26 protein-coding genes are annotated in these 13,627 nt (G+C 65.3%); 3 read left to right on the forward strand and 23 right to left on the reverse strand.

Annotation, left to right across the window (positions count from 1 at the left end):
* Positions 1-75: 75 nt before the first annotated feature.
* The 19 genes from ACS5PN_RS03800 to ACS5PN_RS03890 form a co-directional block, all read right to left on the reverse strand.
* Positions 76-216 carry a hypothetical protein gene (locus ACS5PN_RS03800; protein ID WP_439462607.1) on the reverse strand — a complete coding sequence of 47 codons (141 nt, stop codon included), beginning with the start codon at positions 214-216 and terminating at the stop codon, positions 76-78.
* A gap of 4 nt (positions 217-220) precedes the next feature.
* Entirely contained in the window at positions 221-634 is a 414-nt protein-coding gene (locus tag ACS5PN_RS03805; protein WP_439462608.1) for a hypothetical protein, read from the reverse strand.
* Positions 631-996: a hypothetical protein gene (locus ACS5PN_RS03810; RefSeq protein WP_439462609.1), complete on the reverse strand. Its 366-nt coding sequence runs from the start codon at positions 994-996 to the stop codon at positions 631-633. Before ACS5PN_RS03810 ends, ACS5PN_RS03805 begins: the two co-directional genes overlap by 4 nt.
* 3 nt (positions 997-999) lie before the next feature.
* Positions 1,000-1,632 carry a lysozyme gene (locus ACS5PN_RS03815; RefSeq protein ID WP_439462610.1) on the reverse strand — a complete coding sequence of 211 codons (633 nt, stop codon included), beginning with the start codon at positions 1,630-1,632 and terminating at the stop codon, positions 1,000-1,002.
* Positions 1,629-1,970 carry a hypothetical protein gene (locus ACS5PN_RS03820; RefSeq protein WP_439462611.1) on the reverse strand — a complete coding sequence of 114 codons (342 nt, stop codon included), beginning with the start codon at positions 1,968-1,970 and terminating at the stop codon, positions 1,629-1,631. The genes ACS5PN_RS03815 and ACS5PN_RS03820 overlap by 4 nt, the downstream gene beginning before the upstream one ends.
* A 3-nt stretch (positions 1,971-1,973) precedes the next feature.
* Positions 1,974-2,546 carry a hypothetical protein gene (locus tag ACS5PN_RS03825; protein ID WP_439462612.1) on the reverse strand — a complete coding sequence of 191 codons (573 nt, stop codon included), beginning with the start codon at positions 2,544-2,546 and terminating at the stop codon, positions 1,974-1,976.
* Positions 2,543-3,124 (reverse strand): hypothetical protein, encoded by a 582-nt coding sequence (locus ACS5PN_RS03830; protein WP_439462613.1) that lies wholly within the window; start codon positions 3,122-3,124, stop codon positions 2,543-2,545. The genes ACS5PN_RS03825 and ACS5PN_RS03830 overlap by 4 nt, the downstream gene beginning before the upstream one ends.
* A 63-nt stretch (positions 3,125-3,187) precedes the next feature.
* Complete coding sequence (locus ACS5PN_RS03835; RefSeq protein ID WP_439462614.1) at positions 3,188-3,547, reverse strand: hypothetical protein; 360 nt, start codon at positions 3,545-3,547, stop codon at positions 3,188-3,190.
* A gap of 1 nt (position 3,548) precedes the next feature.
* On the reverse strand, positions 3,549-3,842 hold the full coding sequence (locus tag ACS5PN_RS03840) for a hypothetical protein (protein WP_439462615.1): 294 nt from the start codon (positions 3,840-3,842) through the stop codon (positions 3,549-3,551).
* A gap of 1 nt (position 3,843) precedes the next feature.
* A complete protein-coding gene (locus ACS5PN_RS03845) occupies positions 3,844-4,686 on the reverse strand; it encodes a major capsid protein P2 (RefSeq protein WP_439462616.1) in 843 nt (280 codons plus the stop codon).
* A 14-nt stretch (positions 4,687-4,700) separates the two neighbouring features.
* Positions 4,701-4,856 carry a hypothetical protein gene (locus tag ACS5PN_RS03850; RefSeq protein ID WP_439462617.1) on the reverse strand — a complete coding sequence of 52 codons (156 nt, stop codon included), beginning with the start codon at positions 4,854-4,856 and terminating at the stop codon, positions 4,701-4,703.
* 102 nt (positions 4,857-4,958) lie between these two features.
* Positions 4,959-5,615, reverse strand: coding sequence for a hypothetical protein (locus ACS5PN_RS03855; protein ID WP_439462618.1), 657 nt, complete (start codon positions 5,613-5,615; stop codon positions 4,959-4,961).
* Positions 5,612-6,058 (reverse strand): hypothetical protein, encoded by a 447-nt coding sequence (locus ACS5PN_RS03860; protein ID WP_439462619.1) that lies wholly within the window; start codon positions 6,056-6,058, stop codon positions 5,612-5,614. The genes ACS5PN_RS03855 and ACS5PN_RS03860 overlap by 4 nt, the downstream gene beginning before the upstream one ends.
* 361 nt (positions 6,059-6,419) lie before the next feature.
* A complete protein-coding gene (locus ACS5PN_RS03865; protein ID WP_439462620.1) occupies positions 6,420-8,321 on the reverse strand; it encodes a replication endonuclease in 1,902 nt (633 codons plus the stop codon).
* A gap of 117 nt (positions 8,322-8,438) precedes the next feature.
* Positions 8,439-8,804: a hypothetical protein gene (locus ACS5PN_RS03870; protein ID WP_439462621.1), complete on the reverse strand. Its 366-nt coding sequence runs from the start codon at positions 8,802-8,804 to the stop codon at positions 8,439-8,441.
* A gap of 2 nt (positions 8,805-8,806) precedes the next feature.
* Positions 8,807-9,046: a hypothetical protein gene (locus tag ACS5PN_RS03875; protein WP_439462622.1), complete on the reverse strand. Its 240-nt coding sequence runs from the start codon at positions 9,044-9,046 to the stop codon at positions 8,807-8,809.
* Positions 9,043-9,291 (reverse strand): hypothetical protein, encoded by a 249-nt coding sequence (locus tag ACS5PN_RS03880; protein WP_439462623.1) that lies wholly within the window; start codon positions 9,289-9,291, stop codon positions 9,043-9,045. The genes ACS5PN_RS03875 and ACS5PN_RS03880 overlap by 4 nt, the downstream gene beginning before the upstream one ends.
* Before the next feature lie 2 nt (positions 9,292-9,293).
* Positions 9,294-9,551 (reverse strand): hypothetical protein, encoded by a 258-nt coding sequence (locus ACS5PN_RS03885; RefSeq protein ID WP_439462624.1) that lies wholly within the window; start codon positions 9,549-9,551, stop codon positions 9,294-9,296.
* A 2-nt stretch (positions 9,552-9,553) separates the two neighbouring features.
* Positions 9,554-9,787, reverse strand: a complete 234-nt coding sequence (locus ACS5PN_RS03890) for a hypothetical protein (protein ID WP_439462625.1) — start codon at positions 9,785-9,787, stop codon at positions 9,554-9,556.
* A 283-nt stretch (positions 9,788-10,070) separates the two neighbouring features.
* Here ACS5PN_RS03890 and ACS5PN_RS03895 point away from each other — a divergent pair, with 283 nt between their 5' ends.
* Positions 10,071-10,367 carry a hypothetical protein gene (locus tag ACS5PN_RS03895; RefSeq protein WP_439462626.1) on the forward strand — a complete coding sequence of 99 codons (297 nt, stop codon included), beginning with the start codon at positions 10,071-10,073 and terminating at the stop codon, positions 10,365-10,367.
* A gap of 367 nt (positions 10,368-10,734) precedes the next feature.
* A complete protein-coding gene (locus tag ACS5PN_RS03900; protein WP_439462627.1) occupies positions 10,735-10,947 on the forward strand; it encodes a hypothetical protein in 213 nt (70 codons plus the stop codon).
* 85 nt (positions 10,948-11,032) lie between these two features.
* On the opposite strand, the gene ACS5PN_RS03905 is transcribed toward ACS5PN_RS03900, so the two are convergent.
* From ACS5PN_RS03905 to ACS5PN_RS03920, 4 genes are read right to left on the reverse strand one after another with little or no spacing between them, the layout of a single operon-like run.
* Complete coding sequence (locus ACS5PN_RS03905) at positions 11,033-11,782, reverse strand: hypothetical protein (RefSeq protein ID WP_439462628.1); 750 nt, start codon at positions 11,780-11,782, stop codon at positions 11,033-11,035.
* A 27-nt stretch (positions 11,783-11,809) separates the two neighbouring features.
* Positions 11,810-12,253 carry a hypothetical protein gene (locus tag ACS5PN_RS03910; protein ID WP_439462629.1) on the reverse strand — a complete coding sequence of 148 codons (444 nt, stop codon included), beginning with the start codon at positions 12,251-12,253 and terminating at the stop codon, positions 11,810-11,812.
* A 37-nt stretch (positions 12,254-12,290) separates the two neighbouring features.
* Entirely contained in the window at positions 12,291-12,644 is a 354-nt protein-coding gene (locus ACS5PN_RS03915) for a hypothetical protein (protein WP_439462630.1), read from the reverse strand.
* Positions 12,628-12,753, reverse strand: coding sequence for a DUF2523 family protein (locus tag ACS5PN_RS03920; RefSeq protein ID WP_439462631.1), 126 nt, complete (start codon positions 12,751-12,753; stop codon positions 12,628-12,630). The genes ACS5PN_RS03915 and ACS5PN_RS03920 overlap by 17 nt, the downstream gene beginning before the upstream one ends.
* A 273-nt stretch (positions 12,754-13,026) precedes the next feature.
* On the opposite strand from ACS5PN_RS03920, the gene ACS5PN_RS03925 reads away from it, so the two are divergent.
* The gene (locus ACS5PN_RS03925) at positions 13,027-13,617 is read left to right on the forward strand and encodes a hypothetical protein (RefSeq protein ID WP_439462632.1); all 591 of its coding nucleotides are present in this window, start codon (positions 13,027-13,029) and stop codon (positions 13,615-13,617) included.
* Positions 13,618-13,627: the final 10 nt, after the last annotated feature.

The following is a 13,627-nucleotide window of genomic DNA, read 5'->3' on the forward strand; positions in this document are numbered from 1 at the left end:
TGGCATAGCGATAGCCCTTCTTGAGCTTGCCTTTGCCCTTGGTGCCGGCGGACTTGGAGACGGTGCGACGCTTGGTCATTTGGTGCCTTTCAGGTGGGACTTTTCGAGGTAGTCGAGTCGCAGCTTCATCGTTGCGATATCGACGCGGATGCCGATGTAGACGGCCAGGGCCGGCGCGACGTAGGTCAACACCGATTGAAGTTGTTCAAAGGTCATGGGCTCACCAGCCGTCGCCGGTTCCGAAGTCGATATATCCGCCCAGCACGCCGAAGGCACGCGCGAGCGCTGAGTTGTTCGGCGGGGGCTTGCCGCTGCCGACTTCCATGGTCATGGCCGACAGCAGCGCCGGCACGCCACACCACTTCGAGGCCTCCCAGTAGCCCGCGCGATCAATGACCCAACGGGCAACGGCCGGGTCTGTCGTCGTCTCGTCGGGGGTGGGGATGCCCACGCCCGTCGAAATCGCGCCTACGGCCCCGGAAACAGCCCCGCCGGCCGCGTCCACGGCGCTACCTGCCGCCGATTTGGCGAGGTTGCCGAGTCCGCCCTTACTCCAAGCCATGAGGCCGATGGCGCCCACGGCCAGGACGCCCAGACCGAGCAGCATTGCGGAGGAGCCGAGATTGAGCTTCACGGGGAGCCGAACGCTGCCGATGCGAAGCCGTAGCTGTCCATGAGGCCGGGCAGGTTGACCGCGAAGCCATCCTCAGGCAGCAGTGACACCGTTGGCTGACCGTTGACGGTGGGCACGGACGATGCGCCGGCCGAAGAGCCGATGTTGCCGAAGACGCTCTTGTAGATGCCGCCGATCATCGAGCCCAGGCCGTAATAGGCTTGCGCCTGGGCCTGCCCGCCGGGCGTCGTCGAGACGTTGGGGATGGGCTGCACGTAGCCGCCTTGCGGGGCGTACTGCACATAACCCGCCTGACGCCGGTTCAGCATCATGTAGGCCACCAGACCGATGCCGGCCACGACGAGGAGTTTTTCAGAGTTCATGGGTCAGCTTTCGAACTGGGCGCGCTCATCGGCGCGGCGGGCTACAAGGCCCTGGTTGACGACGTTGCTTGCATAGACCCAGCGGCCGAACTCGTCGCCGGCATTGAGGTCCATGGCGTTGATGCGGCGGACCAAAGTACTCCGCGCGAAGGCGCCGGCCCCGACGTTGAAAGCGAACGACACGAGGGCGTCAAACTGGGATTGGTTGACCGGCGCCGTGATGGCCGCGCGCACCGCGTCCACGGCCCAGCCGACATCGGACGCGAGGAGCTGGGCGCCCTGCTCTGCCGTGATGACGCCGAAGCTTTCACCGTCGCGGATCAGGTGGCCGTAGCCGATGGAATAGCCCTTGTGGTCGGGGTAGGCCGTCGCGCTGAAGCCCTCGCGGCGCATGATCGCGGCGAGGCCGTCTTGGCTGAGGGTGGACGGGTTGCCCCAGGTGCTGGCCGTCACGGCGCTTTGCGCCTGGGTGAACAGGCCGGGAATGTCGGTCCAACCGCCCTCCCCGTCGCCCGTGGACACGTCGCCGCCGCCGCTGCCTTCGGAAAGGTCGAGCACAGGCTGACGGCGCAGGTTGACGTAGGCCACCGCGCCCAGGGCAATGGCCGCCGCGATCAGAGTGGGGTCGAGCTTCATCCTGCGATGCCCAGCCACACCAGTGACGAATCCGTCAGCACCGTGGCGTTGTAGGTAAAGAGGTTCAGCTGAGATGTGCTGACCGGCTGCGTGACGGCGTTGAATGGCGACCGCGATGCGCCGCTTGCCGCGTGATCAACGATGACCGTCACATAGTCCTGGTCCACCATGGCCGAGGTCAGGTTGATGGCGTAGTTGCCGGCCGAGTTGCGCACGACGGACGAGACGCCGGCCGCCTTGACGATGGCGCCAGTACCGCCGCGAAACAGCACCCAGGCCCGGACGTTCAGGCCAAAGGGGATTCCGCCCGAGCTGGTGATTGCTGGAGAGCCGGCCATGGGTCAGCCTTCCACGACGGTTACCAGGGCGTTTGCCGCGTCGCCGATGACCTGCCAAGCGTTCGTCACGCCGATGGCATCCCATTCCCAGAATCCGCCCGGACCCACCTTGATGCAGGGCACCGTGCCCACCGCCGCCGTAACGCCATTGCGGAGCCAGATGGTCGCGGTTGGGTGCTGGTTCTGCACCATGAGGTATTGCCGCGCCGCGTTAGCAGCGATCAGCTGACCCGACGACGTTGCCACGCCCGGCGCCGAGTGGCTGAGGGACGAAACCTGCGGGTTCTTCGTCGCCGTGATGACCGTGTTAGTCACCGGGGCGTTGAGAAACGCTTCGTCACTGATGACCAGGGTCACCGTGTTGGACGCGCCGGACTGGTCGGTGACGCTGAGGAAGCCGAACGGGGTCTTTTCCTTGCCGTCGCCGACGATGCACTGATCGAGGTTGTCGGTCTCGTTCTGGACCCGCACCGGGCCGCTGCAAGCCAGGATGCGCCAGAAGCGCCCCACGACCTGCTGGCGCCAGTTCTGGCCGGCGCCAATGGTGAACGTGTATTTGGTGGTTGCCGTGGTCATTTGCGAGTCGCCATGAATGCCACGAAGAGCGCGCCGCCAATGGCGAGCATCGTGATCGTGTCGGTCATCGAGCCCCGGCCCTTGGCATCGGCGAAGGCCCGTTCCACGGCGCTTGCCGTGCTGTTGAGGCTGTCCACCACGGTCCGCGTCGAGTCGGTCGAGGCCTTCAGCGCCTTGTCAAAAGCGCTGGAAATGGCCGACTGGCTTTCGGCCTGGGCCTGCTTGGCAAAGCCGAGCGCCGAGTCAACCGTGTCAGAGCCGAATGCAAGGGCCTTCGAGCCAAAGCCGAGGGCCGAGTCGCCGAACTTGAAGGCCGCCGAGACGGTCTTGTCGGTGCTGTCAAAGGCCTTGCCGATGGCGCCGCCGTCCAGCACCTGATACGACGAATTGCCGCTGTTGGTGTTGCTGACGTTGCCGCTGTCGCGGGTGTAGAAGCTTGAGCTGGTGGAGTTGTCCACCGAGCCACTGCCGATCACGCCGTAACCCGCGTCCTGCACCGACCGGTTGTCGTTGTAGGTGCTGTTCGTCGTGGTCTCGGTCTGGCTTTGCTTGTCGGCCTTGATGAAGCCGCCCTGCACGTCGGTGGACCCACCGCCGAGGAGGCCGCCCAGCAATCCGGAGAAGAGTCCCATGGGGGCGCCTTATTTGAGGAGGTACAGCGCGAGGCCGCCGATCAGTAGCCAGGGCAGCAGGTCGCCGCCCTGCCCTGCGCCGAAGCCGGGCATTGCGGGGATGGAGCTGACCGCGCTGGGCGTGACGGCGCCGGACTGGTTGAGGCCGCCGGACTTGCCGCCGGTTGCCCGGCTGCTGCCCGTGCTGACGGTCCAGCCCGAGCCATCGAAGGCCGAGCGGGCATCAACCCAGGCCGAGGCCTGATTCGTGCCCGCCAGGGCCTGGGCGCCTAGGTCGGTGGCCGCGCCAGCGGCTGCACCGATGGCAGTGCCCCACGGCCCGAACGCGGACCCGGCCTGCATGCCGAGCTGGACGTTGCTGCTTGCCATGTCACTTGAGGAACATGTAGGCGGCAACCGCCGCCAGCAGCCACAGCACCTCAGGCGAGGACGTGCGGATGCCGGCGCTGGTGGCCGTGGCCGAGGCCTGGACGTAGACCGGCTGACCCTCGCGGGCAGTCATGCCGTTGGGGCTTTGCGAGACGAACTGGCCGGACGGGTTGCCGGCCCAGTAGTCGGCATCGGCGTAGGTCTGGTCCGCCGTCGCGCCGGCCAGCAGGGAGACGAAGTTGCGGATAGGCCGCAACGTGTCTTGCTGCTGAGTGACGGTGACGACTTGCACCATGTCAGTACGCGCCCAGCGGCAGCAGTTCTTCGGTCTCGATGGTGATCGTTTCACCAGCGCTGAAGGTGCCGTAGAACTGGGCCGAGCGGACGCCGACGCTCGGTCGGGTGTCCCACACGCGGCCGGTCATCTGGCCGTCCTGCACCGGGTCGAAAACCACCAGATTGGCCTGCGGCACCTTGCCGTTGTCCTTCTGGGCGTTCTCGTTCTGGAGCTTGGTGAGCTCATGCTCGGCGATGCCCTCGCGGACCGTCTTCAGCGCCGTCATGTTGGCGCTGTAGAAGTACAGCCGGCGATAGGTCGAGCCGCCGCCGGCCGGGTCCATGTGGGGGATGGGCAGGGCATAGGTGCCCGAGCCCGGCGCTGTGTACAGCAGGCGATGGCGGCGCACCATGAGGCCGCGGATGCCTTGTTCGTTGGGGTCATCGCTCGGGGGCGACACGTCGGCGAAGCCCACCAGGGTCGGCGCGGTGGCGCCGGCAATGGTGATTTCCAGTCGCAGACTCGTGATACCCGAGCCGACCGAGCAATCGATCGCGCCGGCTTGTCGGGCGTTGACCGTGACGGCCTTGCGGTCCATGAAGTCGAGCTTCAGGATCGTGACATCTGACGTGCCGGCGTTGTACAGGTTGGCCGAGTCCAGCTTGCTGCCGTCAGTCTCGAAAATCACCTTGCCGTTCGCCTTCAGGGCGAGGTAGGTGATCATCGACTTCGTGAACGTGGTGCCGCCGAGCGTGAAGGTGAACTTCTCGATGACGGAGCCGAGGAACTTCGCGAGGTCGCAGATGGCGACGCCGGTCGCGACAACGTTCTGAAACGGATCGAGGGGGACTTGCTTTTGCATGGTGCCGCCTCGCCTTAGATCACGTCTTTGACGTAGGGGATTTGGCCCGCGGCGATGGTGCCGGCGACGCCCAGGACCATCGCCTTGACGCGCTGGTCAGGCACGAAGCGATACAGGGCGTAGAGGATGGCGGCCGGGATGGCCAGCTTGGTCAGGTTGGAGAGGTCCACGATGGTTTCCTGAGGGGGTGTTTGGGGGTTGCTGTGCGAACGGTTCGCAGTGGGCAACCCGGGGCACCTCAGGCGCAAAAAACGCCCCTAAGGGGCAGTCCCTTAGGGGCGTGTTTTGGCGGGCTTCACAGCCGGCTTTTTTCGTGAAAAAGACAACACGCCGCGCGCAACCTCAGGGGCATCCGCGCGCTTTTCGATCCAGTGCAGATCGGGCAGCGTCGCCAGTTCCTTAGGCTGAATCCCCCACATCGCGGCGAGCTGGCGGGCGTCGCTGGCATAGCCCAGGCGGCCCGCGTGGATGACATCGCAGTTACCCAGGAACGACTTATCGACCTCGGGCGGGCGCTGGCTTGCCGCGAGGATCGAAAGCGACTTGGTTCCGTTGTCATAGCTGCGGCCGACGTTGACGCACTTGCGCCATGCCGGCGGGGCCTTGTTGGCCTTCGTCACCTCGGCCAGTTCGTCGACGAACATGAGCAGATTCCCCTCCCGCCAAGCGAGCCGGCAGAAGGCCTCAAACTGCTCGTGCGGATCGTGGTCAGGGCTGACCAGATAGCGCGCCGTGAACTGAGGTCGGGTGCATGCCGCGACGAAGGCGGCCCAGTCCGCATAGGCCTTGCCGACATCGCTTAGCCCGTCGTCGTGCTTGTAGTCCCAGACCATCACGCGCTTGCTGCCGCTGGCCTTGATCCACTGCTTGCACCATGCCGTTTTTCCTGTGCCCCGGGCACCCGTCGCGAAGGCCGCGAGGGCCTTCACGAGGGGCCGGCCGAGCCGTCGCCGGCCGGCATTTCGATGGTGCGGCGATGCTGCTCAACCGCCTGCATGTAGCCCAGGCCCAGCGGCAGGCAGGCAAGGCCCAGCGCGACCAGCTCGGGCGAGCTGCCGAGCAGGCCCATCAAGGCGCCCATGTGTCTTTCGAGCAGCGGCAACGCGGCCTCAGCCGGCCCGTTCAGCACGGCATCCGACCAGTGTTCCCGAATCTCGGGCAGGCGCCGGGCGATCAGCGTTCGCGCCGTCTTCAGGAGGCCGACGAGGACATGCTGCATGCCCGCTTTGAGCATTTCCGCTTGCCGGTCGGCCTGGGCCTGTTCATGCGCCTGCTGGGCTTCGTTGGCGGCAGCGTCGGCCTGCGCCTGGCCGCCGGTCGGGGTGAATGTGATTGCGGCGAGGTCATCGCCGGGGGTGTCGTCGCGGCTCATAGGCCTCCCAGGGAGAAGACGGAATTGACTGCCTTTGCAGGCGGCGCTGGCGCGGTCTCAGGGGCCGGCGGGGGCGATGCCTTAGGGACATGCTCCGGGGCCGGTTCGTCGAGTCGCTTCGTGATGGTGGCGAGGGCCTTTCTCGCGGCCGGACTACCCATTGGCATGTAGCCGCTGAGGTCGCAGGCGTCGCATTGGAAAGACAACTTGCCCCCGCTGGTCTCTCGGTACATGACCGATTCGGCGCAGCAGGGGCAAGCCCCGCGCCCCACCTTTTCAGATACGGCGCGGACCATGGCTTAGGCCAGGGCTTGGAGGTCAGCGATCAGCACGCGCTCGGGCTCGCCGCCCGCATCGAACTTCACGACGACCGCATCGGGGTCGGTGGCCGTGGTGCTGAAGACGGTGCCGGCTTCACCGAAGCGGGCGTGGTCGGGGTTCTTGACCTTGACGGATTGCCAAACGGAGAACATAGGGGTTCACTTTCAAAGGTTGGACCCCCCGGCCCCCGATTCATGACGGCCCCGACGATGCCGGAGCCCCACAGCGCGGCGATGCCGCCGGCCTGCTGCGTACAGTTATTGACACGGGTCCAAGGCTGCGCGCGCTTCGCGCTTGCAAAGCCGGCCCGGCGGGTTGCCGCCATGGCCTTGTCGCCTTGTCCCCATGTGCCACGCGGACGCCATTGGCGCCGCTCAGATTCGAAGACACGCGGCCCGCCCAGGCGGTCGCGCACGCCGACGATTCGCAGGGCCGGCACGGCGCCATAACGGCCCTCGCGCAGCTCTTCGACGCCGGCAATCTCGATGCGATAGGCACGGCCCACCATGGCGCCGCCCTGGGCTTCCATGTAGCGCCGCCAGCAGGCACGCCGGCCGCCGTCGCGGTTGACCGCTTCCAGCGCTTCCTGCACCGCGTATGAGGCGCCCTGTGCGGCGGGCTCCGAAACCCGCCGCAGCTCGCGCCACACAGTGACCGGAGGCTGACCAATGGCCTGAAATTGCCTGATTCGATGCTCGGACGCCCAGGCTTCCACGCGCTTCGCGCTGCCGCCGATGGCGTCGACCTGCTGGCCCTGCTCTTCGTCGCGGTGGCCTTCAACGCCCACGGCGCCGGCATCGTCAATGCCCTTGGAGATGTACTTCGCGACGTAGCCGGCGGCACCGCCCTTGTCCAGCGGCTTGAACTTCACCCGGTGTTCCTCGGCGCCGGCTTCGTCGCCATCCTCGGCCAGCCAGTGCGCGCGCATGATGGCTTGCAGCTTGTCCAGCTCGGCCGGCGGCGCCCACAGGAGCATGTGCCAGTGCGGGCACCCGTCTTGATGTGGCTCCGCCACCCGGTAGCCGAAGACGGAGACGCGCGCACGGGCCAGGGCAGCGCGGGTGCGCGCCCAGGTCTTGCAGAGCCAGCGCTGAGCATCGGCCGGCGCGTTCGGCCGCTGTGGGCCGTAGTCGCCAGCACCGGGCGACGACTCGCCGCCCGTGTATTTGTGGTTGCGCCCTGCCGCCGAGTGAAACCGACTGGGGGCCGTGTTGGTCGTGAACAGGCCAGCCATGCCGCGCGCCTCTGCCCACAGCTCGGCGCCCTTGATGCGGGTCATCAACTCGCCGCGCCGGATCGCCTTGTTTGCCACGCTGGCCTTGACCGCTGCGGCGAGGGTGATCTTGTTCCCTTCGTCGTCTTCAATCTCGGTCCGCTCAAGCATGGCCTTGTTGCTGGCGCGCTGGGCCTCATGCCGGCGTGCCGTGTCGTCGGTGACGTACACCTGCCGCCCCTTGCCGAGCTGGCCGTTGAAGGCCGCGCGCGCCTCGCGCGCCTGCCCGGCAGCGCGGCGCACCTGACGGCGCCACCAGTAGGGGCAGCAAACGCGCTTGACGGCGGCGCGCAGGCCGTCAGCGTCGCCGCACTTGACCGGCGGCAGCTCGGCCTGAAGCGGCCGGACCTGCGCGGCAAGCCACGCCAGCGAGACGGGCTCGCAGAGGTCGCCGATGCGGTCCAGCATGATGCCGGCCCGGATGCGGGCGAGGTCGCGCAGCACGGAGTCCGGCGCGTCCGGGTCCACCGGGGCCAGCGCGCGCTGCATGCCCAGCTGGGCCATGGATTCGCGGGCGGCATGCTCGGCGCGACGGCGGCGCGGCGCGTCGGCCGTCCACATGGCCCAGGCGATGAAGGCCGTCTTGTGGCCGGCGCGGCGCGCTGCCTTTACGTCGGAGGGCTTCGCGCCCAGAAGCTCGAGCTTCCGGCGCGGGCTGAGGTTCAGCACGTCAGCCGGCCGACTTCACGCGACCGCAGGCGCAGCAGCGATAGCCCACGACGCCTTGCAGCCAGCCCTTGCCCCAGATGGGCGCCCAGCGATGTTCATTGCCCCGGCAGCGACGCATCACCACCCCAGGCAGTCGCCGCCCTTGAGCCCGCGCAGCAGCTCGGCGGCCGTGGCCGCGATGCTGGTCTGATCGCCGGGACCGAAGGCATCCCAGGGCAGGCGCGCCCTGGTGGCCGCGTCGCCCTCGGTCTTGGCTCCGAGGTTGACCAGCAGCGTTCGCACGCGCAGCGGGCATTCCTGCCACCAGCGCGCGGGCGCCGTCATGACGCCGGCCTTCTTGCGGGCGTCCTGGGCGTCGAGGATGGATGCCTTCGACTTCAGCACCGCGAACTCACGCGCGCTCAGGCCCAGGGCCGCAGCCTCAGCAGCGAAGGCGAAGCCCTGGGCCGCCTGGGCGACTTGATGGGGGATGGGGCCGCTCATGGTCAGAAGCCTCCTTCGTGGGCGTCGCGGAGGGCTTCCACCGCCGCTTCATGCTGTAGGAGCACCTGCGCTGCCGCCGTTGGAATGTGCGTGCCGGCGCCCAGGGCGAGGGCTTGCAGGCGCAGGCCGGCCGACGTGCCGAGCTGGAGCACCTGCAAGACGTGGACGAGGTTGCGCAGCTCGATTGCCACGTCGAGCAGGCCGGAGGCGCACGCGCCTTGATCGTCGCTGCGGGCGTTCATCCTGCGATCCCTCGCATGGTCGGGTTCTGCACGGATGCCGTGTTGGCCTTCGCGTCCTCGCGAATCTTTGCGGCCTCCGCGAAGTCGCCCGCCTTGATGGCCGCATGGCCGATTTCCCGGGCCTCTGCGGGGCTGAAGTACAGCGGGAACAAGCCGACCTTGACGCGCACGACGCCGGGCACGACGCCCGATTCATCGGCAGCGACTTCAGCCGTCCCGGCTTTGGTCTTGATGGTGGCGAGCATGGTCAGACCCTCCACGTAACGCAGCAGTCGGCGCCGGGCTCCGGCGGCCACGGCACAGGCGGTTGCCAGCCCAGCACAGCCAGGGTCTTGATGGCCGTGTCGAGGCGTCGCTGCATGAAGTCGCCGGGCGCGGCCAGGAGCACCGCCGATGTCAGCTCATCCAGCACGCGGGCGAGGTCGCTGTACTTTGGCAGGCCGTCCACCTCGCACCGACCATCGAAACAGGCGATGGCCATTTCTTGAATTCGTTGGGTGTTCATCGTCAGACCTGCCGCGCGATGAATTCCATGTCGGCCACGTCGAGGATGTCGACGCGCTGCACCGCCTGGAGCGCCGTGTAGTCCATCGCCTTCAGGACTTCGGGGCGGTTGAGGATGAGCGCGACGGCCAGCGTCTCGCCGGTCGACCAGCCCGGCCACTTGGCGAAGGTCTTGCCCTTCACGTGCCGCGCCATGGTCAGAAAACGGTTGATGGTGTTGATGTCACCAAATGCCATGCGAAACCCCTTGAACCCCCACCCTCCCCGCCTGAGACCCTTCGGGGTGGCGCCGCCGTGGACTCTCACCACGAGCACCGAACCGGGCCGCCCTATGCGCGGCGCCATTCCGAAGGGTGCTGACCGGACCGGGGAACGGGGGGTTTCGAAGTGACCGGTCAGCGGGGCGCACGATAGAGCAAATACGTTCAGCTACAGCAACAACATTCAGTTGTTTGTCGTTTGCCTGAAGGCGCTTAAAGTGCCTTTTGTGGCAGCAGCGCCACGAAACCGGGGGGTTTCCATGCTTTCGACGATTGAATTGCTCGACCTTGCCAAGCACCGGCAAGGCGATGTCACCGACTACCGAATTGCCAAGCTTTTGGGCATCACGTCGGCGCACGTCACGCACTACCGAAGCAAGGGCGTGAAGCCCTCAAACCCAGTAGCCATGCGGCTTGCCGAGCTGGCGGGGGTTGATCCGGCTGAGGCCGTGTTGGCCGTAAATCTCGAGCGCGCGACCTCTCCCGAGGACCGCGAAGTGTGGGAAATGCTGCTCTCGCGCATGTCCAAGCCTGGGAAGGCTAAAACGGCCCACTGAGGGCCCTACCCCGGCACCGTGCCGGGGGTGCCGGATCGCGACTTTCCCCTTTATCCATCGGGGTTCGCGGGTCATTTCAGACCGATCCGGTAATGCACATTGTCGCCACCGCAGACGCTGGCTCGATCGGCTCCTAACGCGACTTCTCAACGTAACTATGGCCCGCACTGCGGGCCTTTTTTCTATGACATCGCAGCCGATTCAAATGCCATGCTGAATCGCCTGCCAACCTGGCTCCCGACGCTCGCGGAGCTGATGAACGACCTCGGCCTGCAGGCCGCCGATGTTCCCAAAATCGCCCGTGTCCTGGGCGTGTCTGAGCGCACCGTATGGCGCTGGATGGGGCCACAGCGCTTGGGACGCCGAGATGCACAACCGGACCCAGAACGCGCTCAACCTGCAGGCGGCGCTTTACCGCGAGCTGCGCCGACTGCAGGACGCAGCCAAGGTGACCGGCGCCGGCGAGCTAGGCCAGGTCGGACGAGAGCGCCTGGCGGCCAACGACATCCCGTCGCCACCGCCCAAGGTCTTGACGACGCGGCCAGCCTGGAAAGACCTCGACCAGGCGCGGCGCGGTTGAGCAGCTGCAGCTCGTCGACCAGGCGGGCTCCCGCGGCCTGGCGGCCAGCTCTCCCAGGGCTACCGCCCCGGACCCCGCTAAACAGTCACTTGCCTGAATTTTCCAATTTGGCCTTCATTTTGAAGGTAATAAACTTTTCATCCGGAAAATACTGTTTGGCTACTTGGCGCATTTTCTCAATCGTCTCTGGCAATGATTTCCGAGAATCGGCAAAGAGATCGAGCGCATTGTCTGTTGTATTAATCAAGGTGTGATAGAGCCTTTCGCCCAGTGCCTGTTCCATCTCGTCGTCGGTTATCACCCTATTGTTCACTTGCGCCTTCTCAATAGCCGGGTGAACTTGCTCAAAAAAGAACTCATTTCGAAGTCGAAGCGCGGCGTATGCCTGATGGAAGCTTTCTTGTTCTATCGTCAGCAGGAGAAAAAAGTTTGGGTCGTGGTCTAAAACGAACTTGAGATCAGCGAAGTCGTGCACCAGATCTTGGTAGTCTGGAGGCTTTTGTGCAGGATAAGTGAACGCCCTGTGAGCGGGCGGCAGACTACGATACTTGTCCATCCCCAGAGATGTGCCTTCAACTGCATTTGCTTGTCGAACCAGGATAAATAGCCCCCAACTCAACGCATCTTTTCGTCTCTGCTGCTCAATCAAGTGCTCTTTCGCCTGATTCAGACGGAAGGCGAAAGTCGCACCGAAGAATGTGCCGAGTAATGGAAGGCATCCAAGCGCTAGCTCTCTATTTCCGATTGCACCTGCCACATAGGCACAAATCAAAACTCCGCTCAGCGCAAGAAAAATAAGAACATAAACCCATGATTTTGGTTTCACGCTGGACATTTTTGCTCCCTTTGATGCTGGGCCCAATCAGAGCTTGCCTGCCTCATACAGTTCCGCAAATCGCTTGTTAGCCCGAATAAATTCGTTGGAGCAATCCACTGTCCATGAGCCGCCCCGGGCCTCATCGCAACTTGCCGGCTTGCGGTAGTACCGCCCCCAAGCGGCGGCGCGCTTGCCTGCCTCGGCCGAAATCTGCCGTTTGGCCTGCTCATCCGCGTTCTGCGCCTGTACAAACTGCGCGCGCTTGGCAGCTAAGACCGCTTGATTCGCCGCCTGCGTGCGCTTCACATCTGCGTCGACTGCTGCGGCTTGCCTAGCCAGCTCGGCGGCCAGCTCCGCAGCGGCTACCTGCGCCTGCCAGACCACAACGCGCCGTAGCACAAACGACGCGGCGAGCGACCCGATGAAGACACCCAACGCCACGTGCAAAAAAAGCGGCAGACCGCCCGACCTTGAATCCCAACCAGACATCTGGCCTCCCCTTTTGGCGGCCAGTATCGCCGTGCCCCTACTGCGCGGTTCTCTCCATCCGGCGCGCCACAGGCCCGGCATCGGGTTGAACCGTAGCGGCGGCGATTTGAGCCGGCGGCGGGCCGAACGAGCCTGCACCCTGCCCTAGCCTCTCGCCAAGCGCCTGTGGGGCCGCCTGCGGGGCTTGCTGGGGCTGTTGCTGCACCCGCTCGCCATTGGCGGCCCAGGCCACGAAGAATCCGCCATCGGCGAGCTTGCGGCACAGCTCATCACTCATGTCCAGCTTCGTGGACTGCTGGCTGTAGCACTGGCAGCGCTTGGCGCTGGCGATGCAGGCGGCCGGATATGGCGCCTGCTGCGGCATGGTGACGCCGTCATAGACCGGCGTCAATGCCCGAATAGCTCGCGTACCCGATGCCCAGGGACAGCAAGACGCGGCCAACGAGAGTGCCCGCCGCAGAGATCAATGCGCCGATCAGCGCGCCGAGAAACAGAGGCACGGTCAGTCTTTGAAGGCGATGCCCAGGGCGCCAAGCACGCTCAGCGCCATGAAGATGTGGCCGAGCATCTGCAGGGGCTCGTTCAACCATCTAGGGCCGTATCGGCGTTGACCGTCGCACTCCCCGAGCCCACGCTGGCTTGAATCCTCATGCCTGAGGCAGCGAATTACGCGGGGAGCCCCCTTGCGGCGTATTCGGGTATGCCTGTCCATTGTTTCTTGCGTACCTGCTAACGGAACTTTCAAGCAGTCCGGGCGACTAAATGGCGCTGTCTTGTTGCTCGTTGAGCCCGTCGGCGATGCCGACCGGCTTGCAAGTTATGTATTCACCCCGGTGACCATCATGCCAACACCTTCAAAGTCCGCGGTGCGCGAGGTTCTCGAGTCCATACGCCTGAAGGAGAGCTCACCGCCTCAATCAGCGGACGAGCGGGATGCTGGACGTTCTCGCCAGCGTGCCGGTAGTACAGCCGGGATGGTCGACTACGCCAAGTGCCGGCTCGTTTGGGATGCGACCAAAACGAAGGTCGCAGCCGAACTCAAGAAGCTCGAGCAAGCGATCACGGAGGTCTACGGGAAGCGAGAAGGTTTTCCGCAGATTGCCAGCAAGCTACGTAAGCTCGACAGCGTGCTGGATGCATTCGCCGACGATCTTTCCGGCCTTTTCAGCCGCTTGGCGGCTGGGCCGCAAGCCTCAGACCGAGATTCACTGCATCGCGAGGCGGCTCGCCTGGTTCGCTTCTTCCATCGGCAGGCTGTCAGCGACCCCTTCATCGGCGAACTCGATTCGAACCCATTTGTTCCGGTCACGATTCGCGCCACGCTTGATCGGTCGCTGACTGATCTTTCCGGAAAACTGAGGTAGGTCGGGAGCA

It is taken from the genome of Roseateles sp. NT4, from assembly GCF_051857475.1.
Taxonomy (GTDB): domain Bacteria; phylum Pseudomonadota; class Gammaproteobacteria; order Burkholderiales; family Burkholderiaceae_C; genus Pelomonas.

Coding starts and splice junctions, on each gene's coding strand:
- ACS5PN_RS03800 (WP_439462607.1), bottom strand. CDS start 216: ATGACCTTTGAACAACTTCAATCGGTGTTGACCTACGTCGCGCCGGCC.
- ACS5PN_RS03810 (WP_439462609.1), bottom strand. CDS start 996: ATGAACTCTGAAAAACTCCTCGTCGTGGCCGGCATCGGTCTGGTGGCC.
- ACS5PN_RS03815 (WP_439462610.1), bottom strand. CDS start 1,632: ATGAAGCTCGACCCCACTCTGATCGCGGCGGCCATTGCCCTGGGCGCG.
- ACS5PN_RS03820 (WP_439462611.1), bottom strand. CDS start 1,970: ATGGCCGGCTCTCCAGCAATCACCAGCTCGGGCGGAATCCCCTTTGGC.
- ACS5PN_RS03825 (WP_439462612.1), bottom strand. CDS start 2,546: ATGACCACGGCAACCACCAAATACACGTTCACCATTGGCGCCGGCCAG.
- ACS5PN_RS03835 (WP_439462614.1), bottom strand. CDS start 3,547: ATGGCAAGCAGCAACGTCCAGCTCGGCATGCAGGCCGGGTCCGCGTTC.
- ACS5PN_RS03840 (WP_439462615.1), bottom strand. CDS start 3,842: ATGGTGCAAGTCGTCACCGTCACTCAGCAGCAAGACACGTTGCGGCCT.
- ACS5PN_RS03845 (WP_439462616.1), bottom strand. CDS start 4,686: ATGCAAAAGCAAGTCCCCCTCGATCCGTTTCAGAACGTTGTCGCGACC.
- ACS5PN_RS03860 (WP_439462619.1), bottom strand. CDS start 6,058: ATGAGCCGCGACGACACCCCCGGCGATGACCTCGCCGCAATCACATTC.
- ACS5PN_RS03870 (WP_439462621.1), bottom strand. CDS start 8,804: ATGAGCGGCCCCATCCCCCATCAAGTCGCCCAGGCGGCCCAGGGCTTC.
- ACS5PN_RS03875 (WP_439462622.1), bottom strand. CDS start 9,046: ATGAACGCCCGCAGCGACGATCAAGGCGCGTGCGCCTCCGGCCTGCTC.
- ACS5PN_RS03880 (WP_439462623.1), bottom strand. CDS start 9,291: ATGCTCGCCACCATCAAGACCAAAGCCGGGACGGCTGAAGTCGCTGCC.
- ACS5PN_RS03885 (WP_439462624.1), bottom strand. CDS start 9,551: ATGAACACCCAACGAATTCAAGAAATGGCCATCGCCTGTTTCGATGGT.
- ACS5PN_RS03890 (WP_439462625.1), bottom strand. CDS start 9,787: ATGGCATTTGGTGACATCAACACCATCAACCGTTTTCTGACCATGGCG.
- ACS5PN_RS03895 (WP_439462626.1), top strand. CDS start 10,071: ATGCTTTCGACGATTGAATTGCTCGACCTTGCCAAGCACCGGCAAGGC.
- ACS5PN_RS03900 (WP_439462627.1), top strand. CDS start 10,735: ATGCACAACCGGACCCAGAACGCGCTCAACCTGCAGGCGGCGCTTTAC.
- ACS5PN_RS03905 (WP_439462628.1), bottom strand. CDS start 11,782: ATGTCCAGCGTGAAACCAAAATCATGGGTTTATGTTCTTATTTTTCTT.
- ACS5PN_RS03910 (WP_439462629.1), bottom strand. CDS start 12,253: ATGTCTGGTTGGGATTCAAGGTCGGGCGGTCTGCCGCTTTTTTTGCAC.